The following is a 16,570-nucleotide window of genomic DNA, read 5'->3' as shown; positions in this document are numbered from 1 at the left end:
CGGCCCTGTGCCGGGCATCCACGTCTTAACAGTCCAGCAGCGCCGAAGACGTGGATGGCCGGGACGAGCCCGGCCATGACGGTGAAAGAACGTCCTTCGTTCTGCGAAGCCCCGCCTACTTCTTCTTCGCGCGCTCGATGCCTTCCAGGATCAGCCGGTGGGCGTCGTTGGCGTCGCACCAGCGCAGCACCTTCACCCACTTGCCTTTTTCGAGATCCTTGTAGTGCTCGAAGAAGTGCTGGATCTGCTGCAGCGTGATGTCGGGGAGGTCGCTGTAGTTGCGAACCTTGTCGTAGCGCTGGGTCAATTTTGATGACGGCACGGCGATGATCTTCTCGTCGCCGCCGGCTTCGTCCTCCATCAGCAGCACGCCGACCGGCCGCACGCTCATCACCGCGCCCGGCGCGATCGCGCGGGTATTGGCGACCAGCACGTCGCAGGGGTCGCCGTCGCCTGACAGCGTGTGCGGGATGAAGCCGTAATTGCCGGGATAGCGCATCGCCGTGTAGAGGAAGCGATCGACCACCAGCGTGCCGGCTTCCTTGTCCATTTCATATTTGATCGGCTCGCCGCCTACCGGCACCTCGATGATGACGTTGACGTCGTGGGGCGGATTTACTCCGATCGGGATGGCGTCAATGCGCATTAGGAACTCCGCTTGGCGTTGAAATGGCGCCTGGAATCAGGCGCGCGTCAGGGTCCCTTTAGACCCGCAGCGGAGCAGGGAAAAGGCTGAATTCGAGCATGATCCGGAAAAGTGGGTACCGGTTTTCCGCGCGACAAACGCAAGCGTTTGCGCGGAGATCATGCTCAAAACAAAGAGCTTCAGTTGGTCCAGGCGAAGGCGACTTTATCGAGCGATTTGGGCCCGAACTTCTCCGAGGAGCGGGCCACCATGCGGCCGCCGAGCGCGCGGTAAAACTCCGTCGCCGGATCATTGTCCGACAGCGCCCAAATCACCATGCTCTTCAGCCCGCTCTGCATCAGGTCGCGGCGGGCGGCGGTGAACAGGCGGCGACCGAAGCCGAGGCCCTGGAATTCCGGCCGCAGATAGAGCTCGTAAATCTCGCCTTCGAAATGCAGGCTGCGGGCGCGGTTGCGGCCGTAATTGGCGTAGCCCGCGACCTTGTCGCCGAACACCAGCACGCTGACGCGGCTGCCCTTGCGGATCGCGCTGTCCCACCATTGCGGGCCGCGGCGGTTGATGAGCTTTTCGAGCTCGGCGCCCGGAATGATGCCCTGATAGGCGGACCGCCAGGCTTCATCATGGGTAGCCGCCACCGCGGCTGCGTCTGCAGCCTTGGCGGGTCGAACCTCGATCAGGGTTGTGCTCATGAGCTAATCAAAGCAAGTCGGCGGGCCGGCTTCAAGGTCCATCGTTAATTATGGGTTAACCTGTGGATTTTGTGCATCAGTTTTAGCGTCGTATGTATCGAAAGAGGACAAGGGTGCTGTCCCAACTGGTATTCCCTGATGCGACGGAGGCGAAACGGTTGTCGGAAGCATCCAGCCCAACGCCTCCGCGACTTTCGTTCACGGAAAAATGCGCTGGATTTGATTCGGCGGCGGTATTCTGTTGGTGACGTCGCAATACGCCCCTCCTTCGGCTGCATCAGGCCAGTTCATGCACCCGCTAAACCTGCTTTTTGCGCTGGTTCTCGTTGCCGCGCTTGGTGTCAGGGCCGCATCCGCGCAGCCCGGCCCCGGTGCGCAAGGCACGGAAGGCGAGCCATATCGCCGGCAGCACTGGCTGGTGCCTGCGCCCGATCCTGTAACGGTTGCGCATGCGGTGCTGTTCAGGCCATCAGGCGAGGGACCGTTTCCGCTGGCCGTGATCGCGCACGCCTCCACCCAGAACGTGTTGCGGCGGGCGCAAATGCTGCAACCCGAATACCGCGCGCTCGCCGCCTGGCTGGTGGGCCGCGGTTTTGCGGTGCTGGTCCCCGAACGTCCCGGCCATGGCGCGACGGGCGGAAAATACGTCGAGGATCAGGGCGGCTGCGACGAGGCCGATTATGCGAAGGCTGGCCGCGCCACGGCTGATACAATCGCCGCCGCGGCGGGGTTCATGCGCAGGCAACCCTTCATTCGTCCCGAGGGCATGGTCGTGATCGGCCATTCGGCCGGCGCCTGGGGCGCGCTGGCGCTGGCGGGCGAAGATCCGAAGAGCATTGCAGCGATCGTCGCGTTCGCGCCGGGGCGCGGCGGGCATGCCAATGATCTCCCCAACCGGGTCTGCGCGCCGCATACGCTGACCGCGGCGGCGGGCGAGTTCGGCAGGGCGGCGCGCGTGAAAGTAATCTGGCTGGTGGCCGCCAATGACAGCTATTTTTCGCCGGCGCTGTCGCGCCAACTGGCCGATGCGTTTCGTGGCGCCGGCGGCAAGGCCGATTTTCGGGTGCTGCCGGCTCATGGCAGCGAGGGCCACTGGCTTGTGGAAACCGATGATGGCGTCAAGCTCGCCGCAGGCGAACTCGATCGCGCCTTGAAGGCGCGGTCTCCAAATCAGGCGAAGAAGCCATGACGCTGTATTTCCTGGTCAAATATCTGCATGTGATCGGCGCCATCGTCATCCTCGGCACCGGCGCCGGCATCGCGTTCTTCATGCTGATGGCGCATCGCAGCCGCGACGCGGCATTCATCGCGCACACGGCCGGGACTGTCGTGATCGCCGACATGCTGTTCACGCTCACGGCGGTGCTGCTGCAGCCGGTGAGCGGCGGCGTGCTGATGTGGCTGTCCTCCACCGCATGGAGCGAGCGATGGCTGCTGACCTCGCTCGGGCTCTATGCGGTCGTGGGGCTGTTCTGGGTGCCTGTTATCTTCATGCAGATCGAAATGCGCGACCTCGCGCGCAAGGCGGCGGAGCAAAACCGGGAGTTGCCGCCGCGCTATTTCGCACTTTTCCACCGCTGGTTTTGGTTCGGGATTCCCGGATTTGGCTCAGTCATGGCTATTCTCTGGTTGATGATCGCCAAACCGCTTTAGACACGCATGAACGCCGACATCCGAAAAATCCTGGTGCTCGGCGCTTCCGGCCTGATCGGCCGCTTCGTCACCGACGATCTGCGCGCGCGGGGATTTCGCGTGGTCGGCGTCGCCCGCAAACTGGCCGCTTCGCAGAAGGACGGCGCGCTCGATCTCGAACTGCCGATCATGTCGATGGACACGCCGGCGCTGGCGCGGCTGCTGCGCGATCACGGCATCGGCGTCGTCGTCAATTGCGTCGGCGTGCTGCAGGACGGTCCCGGCAGCGACACAGCCGCCGTGCATCGCGAATTCGTGGCGCGCCTGTTGCAGGCGATCCGCGAATGCCGCCACATGATCCGACTGGTGCATATCTCGATTCCCGGCACCGCCGGCACCGACGCCACTTCCTTCAGCACCACCAAGCGCGAGGGCGAACGGCTGATCGCCGAATCCGGCATCCCGTACGCGATCCTGCGGCCGGGCTTCGTGGTGGCTTTGGCCGCCTATGGCGGAAGTGCCATGCTGCGTTCGCTCGCCGCACTTCCGATCGATCTTCCGCCCGCCGAACGGCACACGCCGTTCCAGCCGGTCGCCATGGAGGACATCGCCGCGACGATTGCCTGGCTGGCCGAGCGCGATCCCGGCGAGGTGAACGCCGTGACATGGGACCTGATGCAGGAGCAGCCGGTCACGCTCGGCGACGTAATCGATCAATTCCGCGAGGTGTTCGGCACCATCAGATGGCGGCGCTTTGCGATGCCGACGTTCCTGCTCGACCTCGGCGCCAGGCTCGGCGATCTCTCGAGCCTGCTTGGCTGGGTGCCGCCGATGCGCACCACGGCAATCGCGGAGCTGCGCCGCGGTGTCAGCGGCAGTCCCGCGGACTGGATGAGCGCCACCGGCATCATACCGAAGACGATCGGGCAGATGGCGGGAAGACGCATGGCGACCATTCAGGACAAATGGTTTGCCCGGCTGTTCCCGATCAAGGCGCTTGTCATCGCAAGCCTCGTGCTGTTCTGGGTCGTATCGGGCTTCATTGCGCTCGTGATCTCCTATGACGCGGCGGCCGGAATCCTGCGCAGCCACGGCTTTCCGCCATGGCTTGTCGACCCCATCACCGTCGGCACCAGCCTGATGGACATGAGCATCGGCGTTCTGATCGCATTCCGCCGCACCGCGGCGTTCGGCCTGATCGCGGGTATAATCGCATCACTCGGCTATATGATCGGCGCCGCAATCCTGACGCCCGACCTCTGGATCGAGCCGCTCGGCGCGCTGGTGAAGACGGGTCCTGCGATCGTACTGATGCTGGTGGCGCTGGTAACATTGGATAATCGATGAGCCCAAGCCTATGATCGACTGGCCAGACGATGACGTGATCCTCTACGACGGCGTCTGCGTGTTCTGTTCACGCTGGGTCCGCTTCGTCGCGACACGGGACGTCGCGCGCAGGTTTCGCTTCACCGCGATCCAGTCAGCGTATGGCACAAGGCTGGCGCAGGCGTTCGGCATCGATCCCGATGATCCCGACACCAACGCGGTGGTCCATGGCGGCGTCGCATATTTCAAATCGGATGCGGCGCTGACGGTGCTGAGCGCGCTGCCGGGATGGCGATGGACGCGCATGCTGTTTGCCGTGCCGAAACCGTTGCGGGATGCGGTCTACAGTCTGGTCGCGAAAAATCGCTATCGGATTTTCGGGAAGTATGAAGAATGCTTCGTGCCGGATGCGGAGATGCGGGCGAGGGTGATGGAGTAGATCGCCTCAATCGTCATTGCGAGCGAAGCGAAGCAATCCATGTCACGGCAAGCTCAGAAATGGATTGCTTCGTCGCTTCGCTCCTCGCAATGACGGTGCGAGGCCTCAAGACTTGATCTGCGAAGCCTTCACTTCCTCCGCCGCCCTCTCACCGCTATCCCGCGCCCCGTGCGCGGTCGTGAAGAACTCCGGCGAGGTCGCTTCTCCCGCAAAGAACAGCCGGCCGTCGACCGGCGCTGCCAGTACCGCCCGATCCCCCGCATGTCCCGGCAGCGCGTGCGAGTAGGAGCCGCGCGCAAACGGGTCGTGGGCCCAGCGCGACTCGGCGAGCGGCTTCAGCTTGCGGCGGAAATCGTTGCCGAGGAATGAGACGATCTCGTCGATGCTGGCTGCGGCAATCGCGCCATCGCCGGCATCTTCCAGCGATTGCGCGTAACGGCCGCCGAAGAAGCCTTCGATGCAGGGCTGGCCGAATGGGCGGATGTGATAGGTGCCCATCGCGGTGCGCATGGTGGCGCCGCGCAGATTGCCCTCGATCGGCAGCGCCTCCGGCTCGTCCAGCGCCAGCGTCACCTTGTCGGCGAGGCCGAGCGGCAGGCCGCGCGCGGCGTCGACCTTGGCTGATAGCGCGGGGTGAAAGCGGATCGATTCGTCGGCGATCAGATTGGTCGGCACGGTGACGATTACCTTGTCCGCGGTCAGCGAACCTCGCGAGGTCTCGATGCGGACGCGCTTGCCTGCGTGATCGATCAGCGTCACCGCGCAATTGAGCGCGACTTGGCATGTCGCGCCGTAGGCTGCAACGAGGGCGCCGTAGCCGCGGCGGACGCGCCAGTTGATGTCGGTGTCCTCATAGGCGTCCATGTCGAGAATGGAGACCTGATCGAGCTCGCAGCCGTTCACGTAAGTCGAGATCGCGTCGATCATCGGATTCCAGCGATTGCCGGCTTCCAGATAAAGGCTGGCGACGGCGTCGCGACCGCTCTTCTCCGCTTCCGCCGCGGCCTGCTCGGCGCGGTCATAGAATGCGTTCAGCGCGCGGATGAAGTCGTCGCGGTCTTCCTGCGGGAACGCCTTGCCATGGGCGCGCTCGCGCCAGGGCGGCAGTGATCGGTTGATTTCGAAGCCGAGCTGTTCGGCGATTTTGACGAAGGAATTCTCGTCCGCCGAATGCAGCCAGCCGCAGCCAACGTCGAAGGTGACGTCGGGCGAGGCCATGATCGTGTGGGCACGGCCGCCGACGCGGTCGCGCGCTTCCAGCACGAGGACGGAGAGGCCGGAATCCTTCAGCGCATTCGCGGCGCCGAGGCCGGCAGCGCCGGCGCCGATGATGGCGACATCGACTGAGGAGGGGAGGGACGTCATGCCCTTGGCTCTAGCATGTTCGCCGGCGCGCCTGAAGCCATCCCGCACACAACCGTCGTTACCCGCGAAGGCGGGTGATCCAGTATTCAAGAGGCATTTGTGATTGAATCGAGAGGTCTCGGCGTACTGGGTCCCCCGCCTTCGCGGGGGACGACGGGTAGGGCGGGGCGCTTACGCCACCGCTTCCTTGGCCTTTTCCGCGCGCTTGCGGTCGTTGGCGTCCAAAAACTTCTTGCGCAGGCGGATCGACTTCGGGGTCACTTCGACCAGTTCGTCGTCCTCGATATAGGCCAGCGCCTTTTCCAGCGTCATCCGGATCGGCGGCGTCAGGCGCACCGCTTCGTCCTTGGAGGTGGTGCGGATGTTGGTGAGCTGCTTGCCCTTGAGCACGTTGATCTCAAGATCGTTGTCGCGGGTGTGCTCGCCGACGATCATGCCCTTGTAGACCTTCCACCCGGGCTCGATCATCATCGGGCCGCGGTCTTCCAGCTTGAACATGGCGTAAGCCACCGCCTCACCCTGATCGTTGGAGATCAGCACGCCGTTGCGGCGGCCCTGGATGTCGCCCTTGTAGTTGGCGTAGCCGTGGAACAGGCGGTTCATGATCGCGGTGCCGCGGGTGTCGGTCAGCAGTTCGCCCTGATAGCCAATCAGGCCGCGGGTCGGCGCGTAGAACACCAGCCGCAGGCGGTTGCCGCCGGAGGGGCGCATCTCGATCATCTCGGCCTTGCGCTCGCTCATCTTCTGCACGACGACGCCGGAATGCTCCTCGTCGACGTCGATCACGACTTCCTCGATCGGCTCCTGCCACTGGCCGGTGGCTTCGTCCTTCTGCAGCACGACGCGCGGACGCGACACGGACAGCTCAAAGCCTTCGCGGCGCATGGTCTCGATCAGGATCGCGAGCTGCAATTCGCCGCGGCCCGACACCTCCATGGAATCCTTGTCGGCGGCTTCCACCACGCGCAGCGCGACATTGCCTTCGGCCTCGCGCAGCAGGCGGTCGCGGATCATGCGGCTCGTCACCTTGTCACCTTCGGTGCCGGCGAGCGGGGAGTTGTTGACGATGAACGACATCGACACCGTCGGCGGATCGATCGGCTGCGCCTGCAGCGGTGTCTCTACGCTCGGATCGCAGAAGGTGTCGGCGACGGTGCCCTTGGTCAGGCCCGCAATCGCGACGATGTCGCCGGCTTCGGCTTCGTCCAGCGGGGTGCGCTCGATACCGCGGAAGGCGAGGATTTTCGTGATGCGGCCCTGCTCGATGGTCTTGCCGTCGGCGCCCAGCACCTTCACCTGCTGGTTTGGCTTGATCGCGCCCGAGGTGATGCGACCGGTGATGATGCGGCCGAGATAGGGGTTGGCTTCGAGGATGGTGCCGATCATCCGGAACGGACCTTCCTCGACGCTCGGCGGCGCGACGTGGCGCACGATCAGGTCGAACAGCGGCTGCATGCCGGCATCGTGGGAGCCGTCCGGGCTGTCGGCCATCCAGCCCTGCTTGGCCGATCCGTAGAGGATCGGGAAATCGAGCTGCTCCTCGCTGGCGTCCAGCGCGGCGAACAGGTCGAACACCTCGTTGATGACTTCGGTCGGGCGCGCGTCGGGACGGTCGACCTTGTTGATGACGACGATCGGCTTCAGCCCGACCTTGAGCGCCTTGGAGACCACGAACTTGGTCTGCGGCAGCGGACCTTCGGCGGCGTCGACCAGCACCAGCGCGCCATCGACCATGTTCAGGATGCGCTCGACCTCGCCGCCGAAATCGGCGTGGCCGGGAGTATCGACGATGTTGATGCGTGTGTCCTTCCACTGCACCGAAGCGGCCTTGGCCAGAATGGTGATGCCGCGCTCGCGCTCCAGGTCGTTGGAGTCCATCGCGCGCTCGGTCACCTTCTGGTTCTCGCGATAGGTGCCGGATTGCTGCAGCAGGCGGTCGACGAGGGTGGTCTTGCCGTGGTCGACGTGGGCGATGATGGCGACGTTACGAAGGTTCATGGCTCTTCTTCTGGTCGTGCAAATGGTGGAAGCGCGATCTCACCGGAAAACCGGGACCCACTTTTCCGGATCGCGCTCGAAACCTGGGATGCGAACGGGGCCCTGGCCTCAAACCCGGCCCCAAAAAGGAAGCCCGGCCAAAAGGACCGGGCACACCTTACGCGTTGCGGCGCAATATATTCAGAAAACGCCAAAAAACAATGGTTTGTTTGGCATTTGGTTAGCCGATTTTGGACCTGATTTGGATCTGGCACCGACCCTAATTGTCCTGCCCGGGGTCGGGGTAGACCCCCCGCAAAACCTCGTCAAAATGGCCTTTCACGGCCTCATTGCAGCGGCAGGACCGGTTCCGCAGCACATCCGGGTTGCGGATCACGATCGAACCGCGCCGGGTTTCCAGCGTGCCTTCCGCCTTGAAAGTCTGGATCACCCGGCTGGTGTAGGAGCGGCCGACGCCGAGCAGGGTCGCCAGTTGCTCGTGCGTCAGCGGCACGGTGTCCTCGCCATCGGTGCGCTCCATCGCCGATATGATCCATTTCGCGGTACGCTGCTCGATCGAATGGATCGCGTTGCAGGCGGTGGACTGGAAGATCTGCGCCAGCATGCAATCCGCATAGCGCGCGAAGATGTTGCTCAGCGTGCGCGATTTCGATTTTGCCGCATCGAGCTTTCCTACCGGGAGGCGCACGAACGGTCCGGCGAACTTGACGGTGATGCGGGTATAGGCGGGCAGGTGGCCCTGGCTGACGATGCCGCCGACCGCGCCTTCGCGGCCGATCAGGATGGTTTCGACGTCACGGCCGTCCTCGCTGGCGACCATGTAGGAGACGAGGCTGGGGCCGCAGGGGAAATGCACCGTCTCGACATTGTCGCCGGGACTGTAGAGCAGGTCGTTCGGATGGTTGTCGGCCGCGACGAGATGCGGTTGGATCAACGCGAAATCGGCATCGTTCAAACGGCGCAGCAGATTGTTGAACGGCCGCTCGCCGGCAATCCCTTTTTGTCGCGTAGGCATGAAGGTTCCTCGTTCCCTCCAACGGACAATAATCGGTTTGGCGCACCGATGTGTGCACAAGTGGACAGACGGTAGAACGGACATGTGGTGGTTTCAGTTCCGGAACCGGCAGATGCGCTTTGCAGGCGTCAGTCGCCAGCCCCCGGGGCTTCGGCCCGGATTCCCGATCACGTCTGAACCTTGAACTGGCGAGAACATGGACCGCGCCTCCCATGACGGCATGCCCGGCGACGTGCTGGTCGTCGAAGATGATCCGATCATCGCGCTCGACTTCGAAGACACGATTTTGGCTTTTGGCGTGAAGACGGTGCGGATCGCGGCGAACGTGACCAAGGCGCTCGAACTGATCGCGGACCGGCCGCCGGAATTTGCGCTGCTCGATGTCAGCCTTGTCAGCGAGAAGAGCTTTGCGGTGGCCGAACGGCTGGAAGCGCTGAAAATTCCGTTTGCCTTCGTCACCGGCTATGGCGCCGACGCCGCGCTGCCGGAGGCATTCGCGACCAAGCCGCGGCTGCCCAAGCCCTGTTCGGCGGATGCGCTCGAGACGATGCTAATGCGCCGCGGCGCGAGGTCTTGAGCGGCCGCTAGACCAGCTTGGGATCGAGCGTCGTCGACCACAGTGCAACATCGGCGCGGTCGCGCAAGGTCACCGTCATCTGCCCGCTGCTTCCGTCGATCCTGACGTGACCGAAGAACTGCATGCCGGCGGACGGCGGCAGGTTTTGATTGCCGGGCCCCGCCGCCTTGATGAACTTCACTTCGGGACCGAAGGTATTGTCGAGGTCGTTCGGACCGAATGTGCCGGCGTGGAACGGACCGGCGACAAACTCCCAGAACGGGTCGAATTCCCCGAACTGCGCCTTGTCGGGATTGTAGTAGTGCGCGGCCGCGTAGTGCACATCCGCGGTCAGCCACACGGTGTTGACCACGCCTGATGTCTTGATGAAGCGCAGGAGATCGGCGATCTCCAGTTCGCGACCGCGCGGCGGGCCGTCGCCCTGCGCAACGGCCTCCGAGCCCTTCTTGTTGCGGGCATCGTCATAGACGATGATGCTGAGCGGCATGTCGGATGCGATCACCTTCCAGGTGGCGCGCGAATTCATCAGTCCGCGTTTCAACCAGGCGAGCTGTTCGGGCCCGAGGAAATAGCTTTCGGGTCCGTAAGCGGTCTGCTGGTTCGGACCATTCGGTCCGCGATAGCTGCGCTCGTCCAGCATGAATACGTCGAGATGCGGTCCGTAATAGAGCGTGCGGTAGACCCGCCCCGGCTCCGTGATGCTCTCGCGGATCGGATACATTTCGTGGAAGGCGCGCGCCGCGCGGGCGGCGAGCAGGGCGATGTTGCGCTCCTTGTAGGCGGCAGGCAATTCCTTGGAGGATGACCAGTTGTTGACGACCTCATGGTCGTCCCACTGCACGAACACGGGCACCTCGGCATTAAACGCGCGCAAATGCTCGTCCATGAAATTGTACCGGTGCGCGCCGCGGAATTCGTCGAGCGTTTCGGCAACCTTTTCCTTCTCAGGCGTCGTCACGTTCTTCCAGACCTTGCCGTCGGCAAGCGTTACCTCGCTCTTGAGTGGTCCGTCGGCATAGATGGTGTCGCCGGAGTGCAGCAGGAAATCCGGCCGATGCTTGCGCATGGTGGCGAAGGTCAACATGCCACCGTCATCCGGGTTGATACCCCAGCCCTGTCCGGCAACGTCGCCGCCCCAGACGAAACTGACGTCGCGGCGATCGGCTGGCGCGGTGCGGAAGCGCCCGACCACCGGCTCGCTTTCAACGCCGATATGCGCGAGGTCGCGAAACCTGACGCGGTAGAAAATATCCTGCCCGGCAGGCAGGTTCTCCAACAGCATCTTTGCGGTGAAGTCGCTTTCGGGAAGGGCTGCAATCGGTGGCAGCGACCGCGCATTGGCAAAGGAATCCGAGGTGGCGACCTCGACCAGCATTTGCGAGGGACGATCGGCGCGCGCCCATACCACGCCGCCGTCGGTGCCGACATCGCCGGATTGCACGCCGGAGGTGATGAGTGGCCGGTCGGCGGCGCGGCTGAGATAGGGCGTTGCAAGTGCGACAGCGCCCGCGCCCGTCGTGGCGAGAAAGCGCCGGCGGGAAATCCTGCCTGAAATCCTGAACGTCATACGAGCCCCCGCTATTCCGCGGCCAGAATGCGCGGAAAGTGCCGAGAGGGCCAGAGCATGATCCGGAAAAGTGTGCAGCGGTTTTCCCTCGCGACAAACGCGAACGCGTTTGCGCGGAGATCATGCTCAAACAAAAAGATAAAGCGGGATGACGATTCGTCACCCCGCTTTAGACGGAATTGATGACGGTTCGATTACCGGATTGGCAGCTCAGGCATTGCTGGCCGCGCGGAATTGCGCGCTCGCCCGCTGCAGGTTCTGCGGCATGCTCATCAACAACGTCTTGCGGTCGGCCACCGCGTTGTGGAACTGCTCGATCGCGATGTTGAACGCGGTCAATGTGCCTTCCTCGATCGTGCCATGCTCGTAGCATTCCAGCGTGTGGCGCAGGATGTCATCCGCTTCCGCCTGCATCTGGTCGAGCTCTTCCATCGAATCGCATTGGCGGGCGGCGGTGAGCATGTCGAGCAGCCGGTCGCGCTGTGAGACGTTGACGTTGCGCTCGTCCTTCTTGAGATATCCGGCGAACCAGGCGCCGGCAGAGCCCATCGCCGATAGCGCCATCAGGCTCCACCAGATGTAGTCGCTGTAGCGGTCGAGGAAGGTTTTTTCCTCACCGTCGACAAAGGCGGCGGCGCCGGGATGCACGGGGATCGTGGCGTCCTTGTCGGTATCGGGCGTCTCGATCTTGGCGGCGAGCGGAAAATCGTTCTTCAAGTTCTGGCGGATCGCAAACAACTGCCGCGTAAAGATCGCGACGGTCGATTCCGAAATGCCTCGGCGCGCCACGATGTGATGCGCAAAACTGATGGTTTTGACCTCTTCCTCGGGCCGGCCTGGCGCGCTGCCAAAAGCGCCCGCCGGGATTTCGGCGGCCTCGTAGGCAGGAAAGTTCTGTGCAATCGCCTCGGCAGAATCGATCGCGAGGAATTTCGGCGTGCCGCCGTCGCGCACCGATGCGGCGATCGCGTCTGCCGTGATCTTGCTGTTGACCGGGCCGGCGGCGAGATAGGCATCTGCCTTCTGATGGCGGATGGCCTCCGCGGCCTCGTTGGCGGGGAACTGGACGATCTCGACCTTGGCCGGATCCACGCCGTATTGCCGCAGGATCACCTTCAGCAGATTGACGTTGGCCTGGGTGCGGCCAACGACGGCAATGCGGCGTCCGGCGAGCTGGCCGATTTTCGTGACGCCGGGGGCGGCCTTCTTGCCCTTGCTCTTGCCGGCCGACACGACCCATAGCACTACGACGTTCTTGCGCAGCGTCGCCACCGCCTGCGCATTCTTCGGTACGTCGAGGTCGCCCCGGATGATGGCGAGGTCGGCCTTGCCTTCTCCGAGCAGGTTGGCGCTGGCAATCGCGCCGTCGGTCTGCACCGGACGCAGCCGGACCAGGCTGTTGCGCTGGTTATTGAAGGCCTGCGCCAGGTTCTGAACCACCTTGAGGTCGTCGCTGGCGGCAGGGCCGACGGCGATCCGCAAGGTCACGGGCCGCATGGCAAAATAATAGCCGGCCGCCAGCGCGCCGACGATGGCGAGCACGCCAGCCAGGGTGACGAACGTCAGCCGTCGTTTCGCGGAGCGGGGCGAGGGCGGGGCCGGCATTGCCTCAGAATGGGGGCCGTCGGTCATCAATCCCTGGGTAATCGTTCGAGGTACAATTTTATGCCGTCGGCACGGTTACGCCGGCATCCTAGCAAATTCCCCCGCCTAACGATTATTACATCTGCGTCATGGTTACCGGCGTCCCCAAGCGGGCATTGGATGCCTTGCGGCCCATTTTGGGGCGGGCCGATGTGGCCTTCGGTGTTAGGGTGGAGAGGCTGTCTGAAACGGGAGACGATCATGGTGGAACGGCTGTCGTCGGAGGCGCGCAAATCAGCCCTGGCGGAACTTTCCGGCTGGTCCGAGGTATCAGGACGCGAGGCGATCCAGCGCACCTTCACCTTCAGGGACTTCAACGAGGCTTTCGGATTCATGTCCCGCGCCGCCCTGGTGGCCGAGAAGAACGATCATCATCCGGAATGGAAGAACGTCTACAAGACGGTGGAAGTCGTGCTCGCGACCCATGACGCCGGCGGCGTGACCCGGCGCGACATCGATCTGGCGAAGGCCATGAACGCGATCGCGCGGCAATTGGGCGTCGCCTGAGTTGGGTGGCCTGCGATCTTGCGTGGCGGGGTCGACATCCCCAATTCATCGTTATGTTGGGTGGAGGCGGCGATCTGCCGCGCCCGACTCTTGAGGGGAGCGCCGCAATGGCATCGTCCGACCACAGCATGGGTTTCGAACCGGCCGACCGGCTGGCGCGGGATCAGGAGAGCGTGCGCCGGCGCTTCTGGATCAAGCTCAAGCAGGTGGTGGCGCAGCTTCCCTTCGCCGAAGACCTGCTCGCGGCCTATTACTGTGCGTTCGACAAGGAGACGCCGCGGCATGTGCAGGCGGCGCTGCTTGGCGCCGTCGCCTATTTCATCGTGCCGTTCGATTTCATGCCGGACGTGCTGCCATTGCTCGGCTTCACCGACGATGCCGCCGTTCTGGCCACCGCCATCCGCATGGTCGCGAGCCACATCACGCAGGAGCATCGTGATGCCGCCCGCGCTGCACTCAAGCGCGGGATCGACACCGCCGAGGCGACGGAATAGCCGTCGCCTCATCAGCTACGGCTAGCGCTGCGTCGGCGCGGGACCTTGCGCTCTCGCGCTTCGCTCGGCTTCCCAGGCCTGGAACTGCTTGAACAGGGCTTCCTTGTCCGCGTCCGACTTTACGCCTGCTGCGGTGGTCGGGCTCTGTTTCAGGAATTCATCGAACCTGGCGCGCGACACCGCCTCGATATTGCGGGTCTTGAGCCACTGTTCGGCAACCGGAAGGCGCTGCCAGTCCGGCAACGGCGCCGCCAGCGAGACTTCCTTCCACTTCGGATGGAATGGCGGGTTCTGGAACGTCGGGAACTTGGTGAAGAAGGCGTCCACGAACTGGGCCAGCTTGCGGTAGCGGTCGGTGTTGGGCGCCCAATTGTAGGCCGCGAGCACCGCAGGCACGGCAATGGTATCGACCTTCGCCCCTTCCGCGATCAGGTTGGGATAATCCTTCGAGGTCAGTACCGCGGGCAGATAGTCGCCCTGCAGTGGCTTTGAATAGTCGACCGGAACCATATGGAAGCGGTCGTCCTTGAATGCTGCGACGGACTTGTACGGCTTGCCGCCGACGGCAATCACCGCGTCGATCTCGCCCGCCCGCATCTTCTCCATCGCGATGCGCTGCTCGATATAGAGGAAGTTCGGCTTGATGCCGAGCCGCTCGAAAACGATTGCCGCAGTGACGAAGGTGCCGCCATTGGGAAGGTCGACGCTGACCTTCTTGCCGTTGAGCTGGTTGATGTTCGTTATCGACTTCGACGCAAGGACGTACATCTCTTCATTGTAGAGCTTGGTCACATAGGTGAACTGCTTCTTGATGTCCTTCGCAAAGCCCTTCTTCTCGAGATAGTCGAGCGTGTCGGCGCGCACGATGCCGAGGTCGACACCCTGCAGGAACAGGATGTCGGCCACGCTCTGCACTGAACCGCGCCCGACGATGGGGAGTACGCGCAACTTGTTCCCATCGTCGAGCACGGAAGCGAGGTCGGCGCCGAATTGCACATAGGTGCCGCCGATCGTTCCGGAAATCAGTGTGACTGTGTTGGCGTTCAGCGCCTGCTTGGTGGCGACTGAGCCGAACTGGAAAATGGCCTTCAGACTTTCGCTTACTTTGGCCGGGTCGTACTCCGTATCAGCGGCCTTGGCCGCCGTATTGCTGCATGCCACCGTCATGGCAAGCAATGCCATTCCCAATAAGTGTCGCATGGGTTCCTCTATGCGCTGGTCGTGAGTAATTTTCTTGAGTAATTGCCCAAAGCGTGATGACTTTTCTTCGAATCGTCATCTCGCTTTATCTTTTGTTCTGAGCAGGACTTTTTCGGAAAACCGCTACACCCTTTTCCGGATCATGCTCTATTGCAACTGGCCGAGACGCCGCCTCGCGTCGGCCGAACCGAGCTGGGCGGCCTTCTGGTACCAGACCTTCGCCGCCGCGGGATCGGGTGTGACGCTCCGCAAATCCTGGCTGCCCAGCACTTGCGGATCATACGTGCCGGCCAGCATCAATGCTGCCTCCGGCTCCTGCGCGTCTGCCGCGCGCTCAAGCAATAGTCGGGCGGAAGTAATATCGCCGATCGCAAGCAGGCCCTTCGCCCGCTTCAGCAGCGCCGCGAGTTCGTCCGGATCGATGCGTCGTGCCGGAGGAGGGGCCGCTTGCGTGACGGGCGCCGGCTCACGAACCGTCGGCGCGACCGCAGCAACAGCCGGGGTCACCGGATTGATCGCAGCAACCACTTCGCGGGAGGCTTCGCGCGCCACTGGCTCGGGCACCGCGACCTTGTTGCCCTTTAGCGCGGTCTGATAGGCGGCGGCGATTTCGTCACGGGACGGCGACGCGGATGCCATTGCGTTGGCAGGCGAGCGGCGAGCGGCTGCCATCTCCGCGCCGGCCGGTTCTGCGGCTAGCGGCGGCGCAGCAACGCGCGCCGGTTGCGGTGCCGGCTCGGGTACCGCCGCAGCGAGCTGGGCAGGAGGCGGCGCACTGCCGCCTCCGCCGCCGCCGAGCGAGGCGTTGAAGATGACGGCACGCGTCGAGTCGATGGAGAACAGCGCGAGAACCGCCGCAATCGCCGAAACCACGGCGACGCCGGTCACGATGCGCCCGGCGCGGGCCTTCTTCAGCCCGCCGCTGCCGAACCTCCCGCTGCCGAACGAATATTCGGAAAGCTGCTGATGCGACTCTTCCTCGTAGTTGGAGAGGAAGAGCGGCACCGCTTCGTGCGGCGGCAGATCTTCCGGCAGTACATCTGTCCGATCGAAAGCCGGCGCAAAAGGCTGCGCATATTGCGGCTGGTCGTATTGGGACTGCTCGTATTGAGATTGTTGGTATTGAGGCTCGTCGTATCGGGGTTCGTAGCGGAGCTGTTCGTATCGAGGTTGATCGGCCTCATACAGCCTGGGATCGCTGATGGCTTCGTCAAACCTGTCGAACGGATCTCTCGCCTGAACAGGCCTGGTATTTTCCGCCATGGTGATGCTCCCCACTACCGAACGCAACTAACGGGCGTCCCCTGTACTTGCTTCTTGCTCTTGTTGACGTACAGGAGCCCCCTCATCCGGCGGCTAAAATCGCACACGGAATGGGTTCAAAAAACGACAATCGCCGGGGGGAATTAGGAAATTTTTTGGTATGATTAAGGCGGGCAAGCGGCATGACGCCGTTCAGAAACACGCATTG

Annotated in this window: 16 protein-coding genes; 7 read left to right on the top strand and 9 right to left on the bottom strand. The window is 63.4% G+C overall.

The window, feature by feature from the left end:
- Nucleotides 1-115: 115 nt before the first annotated feature.
- Together ppa and LMTR21_RS39255 are read right to left on the bottom strand one after the other, a co-directional pair.
- Nucleotides 116-646, bottom strand: a complete 531-nt coding sequence (gene ppa / locus LMTR21_RS39260) for an inorganic diphosphatase (protein ID WP_057834891.1) — start codon at nt 644-646, stop codon at nt 116-118.
- A 179-nt stretch (nt 647-825) separates the two neighbouring features.
- Nucleotides 826-1,335: a GNAT family N-acetyltransferase gene (locus LMTR21_RS39255; protein ID WP_057834892.1), complete on the bottom strand. Its 510-nt coding sequence runs from the start codon at nt 1,333-1,335 to the stop codon at nt 826-828.
- Between the two features lie 289 nt (nt 1,336-1,624).
- Between LMTR21_RS39255 and LMTR21_RS39250 the strand changes: the two genes are divergently transcribed.
- The 4 genes from LMTR21_RS39250 to LMTR21_RS39235 are packed head-to-tail and all read left to right on the top strand — an operon-like array spanning nt 1,625 to nt 4,732.
- A complete protein-coding gene (locus tag LMTR21_RS39250; RefSeq protein ID WP_065753900.1) occupies nt 1,625-2,524 on the top strand; it encodes an alpha/beta hydrolase family protein in 900 nt (299 codons plus the stop codon).
- Nucleotides 2,521-2,988: a DUF2269 family protein gene (locus tag LMTR21_RS39245; RefSeq protein WP_065753899.1), complete on the top strand. Its 468-nt coding sequence runs from the start codon at nt 2,521-2,523 to the stop codon at nt 2,986-2,988. Before LMTR21_RS39250 ends, LMTR21_RS39245 begins: the two co-directional genes overlap by 4 nt.
- 6 nt (nt 2,989-2,994) lie before the next feature.
- Complete coding sequence (locus LMTR21_RS39240) at nt 2,995-4,314, top strand: SDR family oxidoreductase (protein ID WP_065753898.1); 1,320 nt, start codon at nt 2,995-2,997, stop codon at nt 4,312-4,314.
- Between the two features lie 10 nt (nt 4,315-4,324).
- Nucleotides 4,325-4,732 carry a thiol-disulfide oxidoreductase DCC family protein gene (locus tag LMTR21_RS39235; RefSeq protein WP_065753897.1) on the top strand — a complete coding sequence of 136 codons (408 nt, stop codon included), beginning with the start codon at nt 4,325-4,327 and terminating at the stop codon, nt 4,730-4,732.
- Nucleotides 4,733-4,837: 105 nt separating this feature from the next.
- Here LMTR21_RS39235 and LMTR21_RS39230 read toward each other — a convergent pair whose 3' ends face one another.
- From LMTR21_RS39230 to LMTR21_RS39220, 3 genes are all read right to left on the bottom strand, one after another.
- A complete protein-coding gene (locus tag LMTR21_RS39230; RefSeq protein ID WP_065753896.1) occupies nt 4,838-6,097 on the bottom strand; it encodes a flavin monoamine oxidase family protein in 1,260 nt (419 codons plus the stop codon).
- Nucleotides 6,098-6,268: 171 nt separating this feature from the next.
- A complete protein-coding gene (typA, locus tag LMTR21_RS39225) occupies nt 6,269-8,095 on the bottom strand; it encodes a translational GTPase TypA (protein ID WP_065753895.1) in 1,827 nt (608 codons plus the stop codon).
- Nucleotides 8,096-8,354: 259 nt separating this feature from the next.
- Complete coding sequence (locus LMTR21_RS39220) at nt 8,355-9,110, bottom strand: Crp/Fnr family transcriptional regulator (RefSeq protein WP_065753894.1); 756 nt, start codon at nt 9,108-9,110, stop codon at nt 8,355-8,357.
- 196 nt (nt 9,111-9,306) lie between these two features.
- On the opposite strand from LMTR21_RS39220, the gene LMTR21_RS39215 reads away from it, so the two are divergent.
- The gene (locus LMTR21_RS39215; protein ID WP_065753893.1) at nt 9,307-9,687 is read left to right on the top strand and encodes a response regulator; all 381 of its coding nucleotides are present in this window, start codon (nt 9,307-9,309) and stop codon (nt 9,685-9,687) included.
- Between the two features lie 7 nt (nt 9,688-9,694).
- Here the strand turns inward: LMTR21_RS39215 and LMTR21_RS39210 are convergent, their stop codons facing one another.
- Together LMTR21_RS39210 and LMTR21_RS39205 are read right to left on the bottom strand one after the other, a co-directional pair.
- Complete coding sequence (locus LMTR21_RS39210; RefSeq protein ID WP_065753892.1) at nt 9,695-11,254, bottom strand: alkaline phosphatase D family protein; 1,560 nt, start codon at nt 11,252-11,254, stop codon at nt 9,695-9,697.
- Between the two features lie 210 nt (nt 11,255-11,464).
- Nucleotides 11,465-12,886: a TAXI family TRAP transporter solute-binding subunit gene (locus tag LMTR21_RS39205; RefSeq protein ID WP_084030685.1), complete on the bottom strand. Its 1,422-nt coding sequence runs from the start codon at nt 12,884-12,886 to the stop codon at nt 11,465-11,467.
- Between the two features lie 213 nt (nt 12,887-13,099).
- Between LMTR21_RS39205 and LMTR21_RS39200 the strand changes: the two genes are divergently transcribed.
- On the top strand, nt 13,100-13,405 hold the full coding sequence (locus LMTR21_RS39200; protein WP_065753890.1) for a 4a-hydroxytetrahydrobiopterin dehydratase: 306 nt from the start codon (nt 13,100-13,102) through the stop codon (nt 13,403-13,405).
- A 107-nt stretch (nt 13,406-13,512) separates the two neighbouring features.
- The gene (locus tag LMTR21_RS39195) at nt 13,513-13,899 is read left to right on the top strand and encodes a YkvA family protein (RefSeq protein WP_065753889.1); all 387 of its coding nucleotides are present in this window, start codon (nt 13,513-13,515) and stop codon (nt 13,897-13,899) included.
- Nucleotides 13,900-13,920: 21 nt separating this feature from the next.
- Here the strand turns inward: LMTR21_RS39195 and LMTR21_RS39190 are convergent, their stop codons facing one another.
- Both LMTR21_RS39190 and LMTR21_RS39185 read right to left on the bottom strand, forming a co-directional pair.
- Nucleotides 13,921-15,099 carry a TAXI family TRAP transporter solute-binding subunit gene (locus LMTR21_RS39190; RefSeq protein WP_065753888.1) on the bottom strand — a complete coding sequence of 393 codons (1,179 nt, stop codon included), beginning with the start codon at nt 15,097-15,099 and terminating at the stop codon, nt 13,921-13,923.
- Between the two features lie 147 nt (nt 15,100-15,246).
- On the bottom strand, nt 15,247-16,362 hold the full coding sequence (locus LMTR21_RS39185) for an SEL1-like repeat protein (RefSeq protein ID WP_148636053.1): 1,116 nt from the start codon (nt 16,360-16,362) through the stop codon (nt 15,247-15,249).
- Nucleotides 16,363-16,570 lie beyond the last annotated feature (208 nt).

The organism is Bradyrhizobium paxllaeri (genome assembly GCF_001693515.2).
GTDB classification, from domain to species: Bacteria; Pseudomonadota; Alphaproteobacteria; order Rhizobiales; family Xanthobacteraceae; genus Bradyrhizobium; species Bradyrhizobium paxllaeri.
Note: the sequence above shows the minus strand (reverse complement) of the source record. Positions and strands in the feature narration are given on the sequence as shown.

What these genes read in the sequence shown, in the direction of transcription:
- LMTR21_RS39190 (WP_065753888.1), bottom strand. Translation starts at nt 15,099, where the DNA reads ATGCGACACTTATTGGGAATGGCATTGCTTGCCATGACGGTGGCATGC.
- typA (WP_065753895.1), bottom strand. Translation starts at nt 8,095, where the DNA reads ATGAACCTTCGTAACGTCGCCATCATCGCCCACGTCGACCACGGCAAG.
- LMTR21_RS39245 (WP_065753899.1), top strand. Translation starts at nt 2,521, where the DNA reads ATGACGCTGTATTTCCTGGTCAAATATCTGCATGTGATCGGCGCCATC.
- ppa (WP_057834891.1), bottom strand. Translation starts at nt 646, where the DNA reads ATGCGCATTGACGCCATCCCGATCGGAGTAAATCCGCCCCACGACGTC.
- LMTR21_RS39230 (WP_065753896.1), bottom strand. Translation starts at nt 6,097, where the DNA reads ATGACGTCCCTCCCCTCCTCAGTCGATGTCGCCATCATCGGCGCCGGC.
- LMTR21_RS39210 (WP_065753892.1), bottom strand. Translation starts at nt 11,254, where the DNA reads ATGACGTTCAGGATTTCAGGCAGGATTTCCCGCCGGCGCTTTCTCGCC.
- LMTR21_RS39215 (WP_065753893.1), top strand. Translation starts at nt 9,307, where the DNA reads ATGGACCGCGCCTCCCATGACGGCATGCCCGGCGACGTGCTGGTCGTC.
- LMTR21_RS39235 (WP_065753897.1), top strand. Translation starts at nt 4,325, where the DNA reads ATGATCGACTGGCCAGACGATGACGTGATCCTCTACGACGGCGTCTGC.
- LMTR21_RS39250 (WP_065753900.1), top strand. Translation starts at nt 1,625, where the DNA reads ATGCACCCGCTAAACCTGCTTTTTGCGCTGGTTCTCGTTGCCGCGCTT.
- LMTR21_RS39255 (WP_057834892.1), bottom strand. Translation starts at nt 1,335, where the DNA reads ATGAGCACAACCCTGATCGAGGTTCGACCCGCCAAGGCTGCAGACGCA.
- LMTR21_RS39195 (WP_065753889.1), top strand. Translation starts at nt 13,513, where the DNA reads ATGGCATCGTCCGACCACAGCATGGGTTTCGAACCGGCCGACCGGCTG.
- LMTR21_RS39220 (WP_065753894.1), bottom strand. Translation starts at nt 9,110, where the DNA reads ATGCCTACGCGACAAAAAGGGATTGCCGGCGAGCGGCCGTTCAACAAT.
- LMTR21_RS39185 (WP_148636053.1), bottom strand. Translation starts at nt 16,362, where the DNA reads ATGGCGGAAAATACCAGGCCTGTTCAGGCGAGAGATCCGTTCGACAGG.
- LMTR21_RS39240 (WP_065753898.1), top strand. Translation starts at nt 2,995, where the DNA reads ATGAACGCCGACATCCGAAAAATCCTGGTGCTCGGCGCTTCCGGCCTG.
- LMTR21_RS39205 (WP_084030685.1), bottom strand. Translation starts at nt 12,886, where the DNA reads ATGACCGACGGCCCCCATTCTGAGGCAATGCCGGCCCCGCCCTCGCCC.
- LMTR21_RS39200 (WP_065753890.1), top strand. Translation starts at nt 13,100, where the DNA reads ATGGTGGAACGGCTGTCGTCGGAGGCGCGCAAATCAGCCCTGGCGGAA.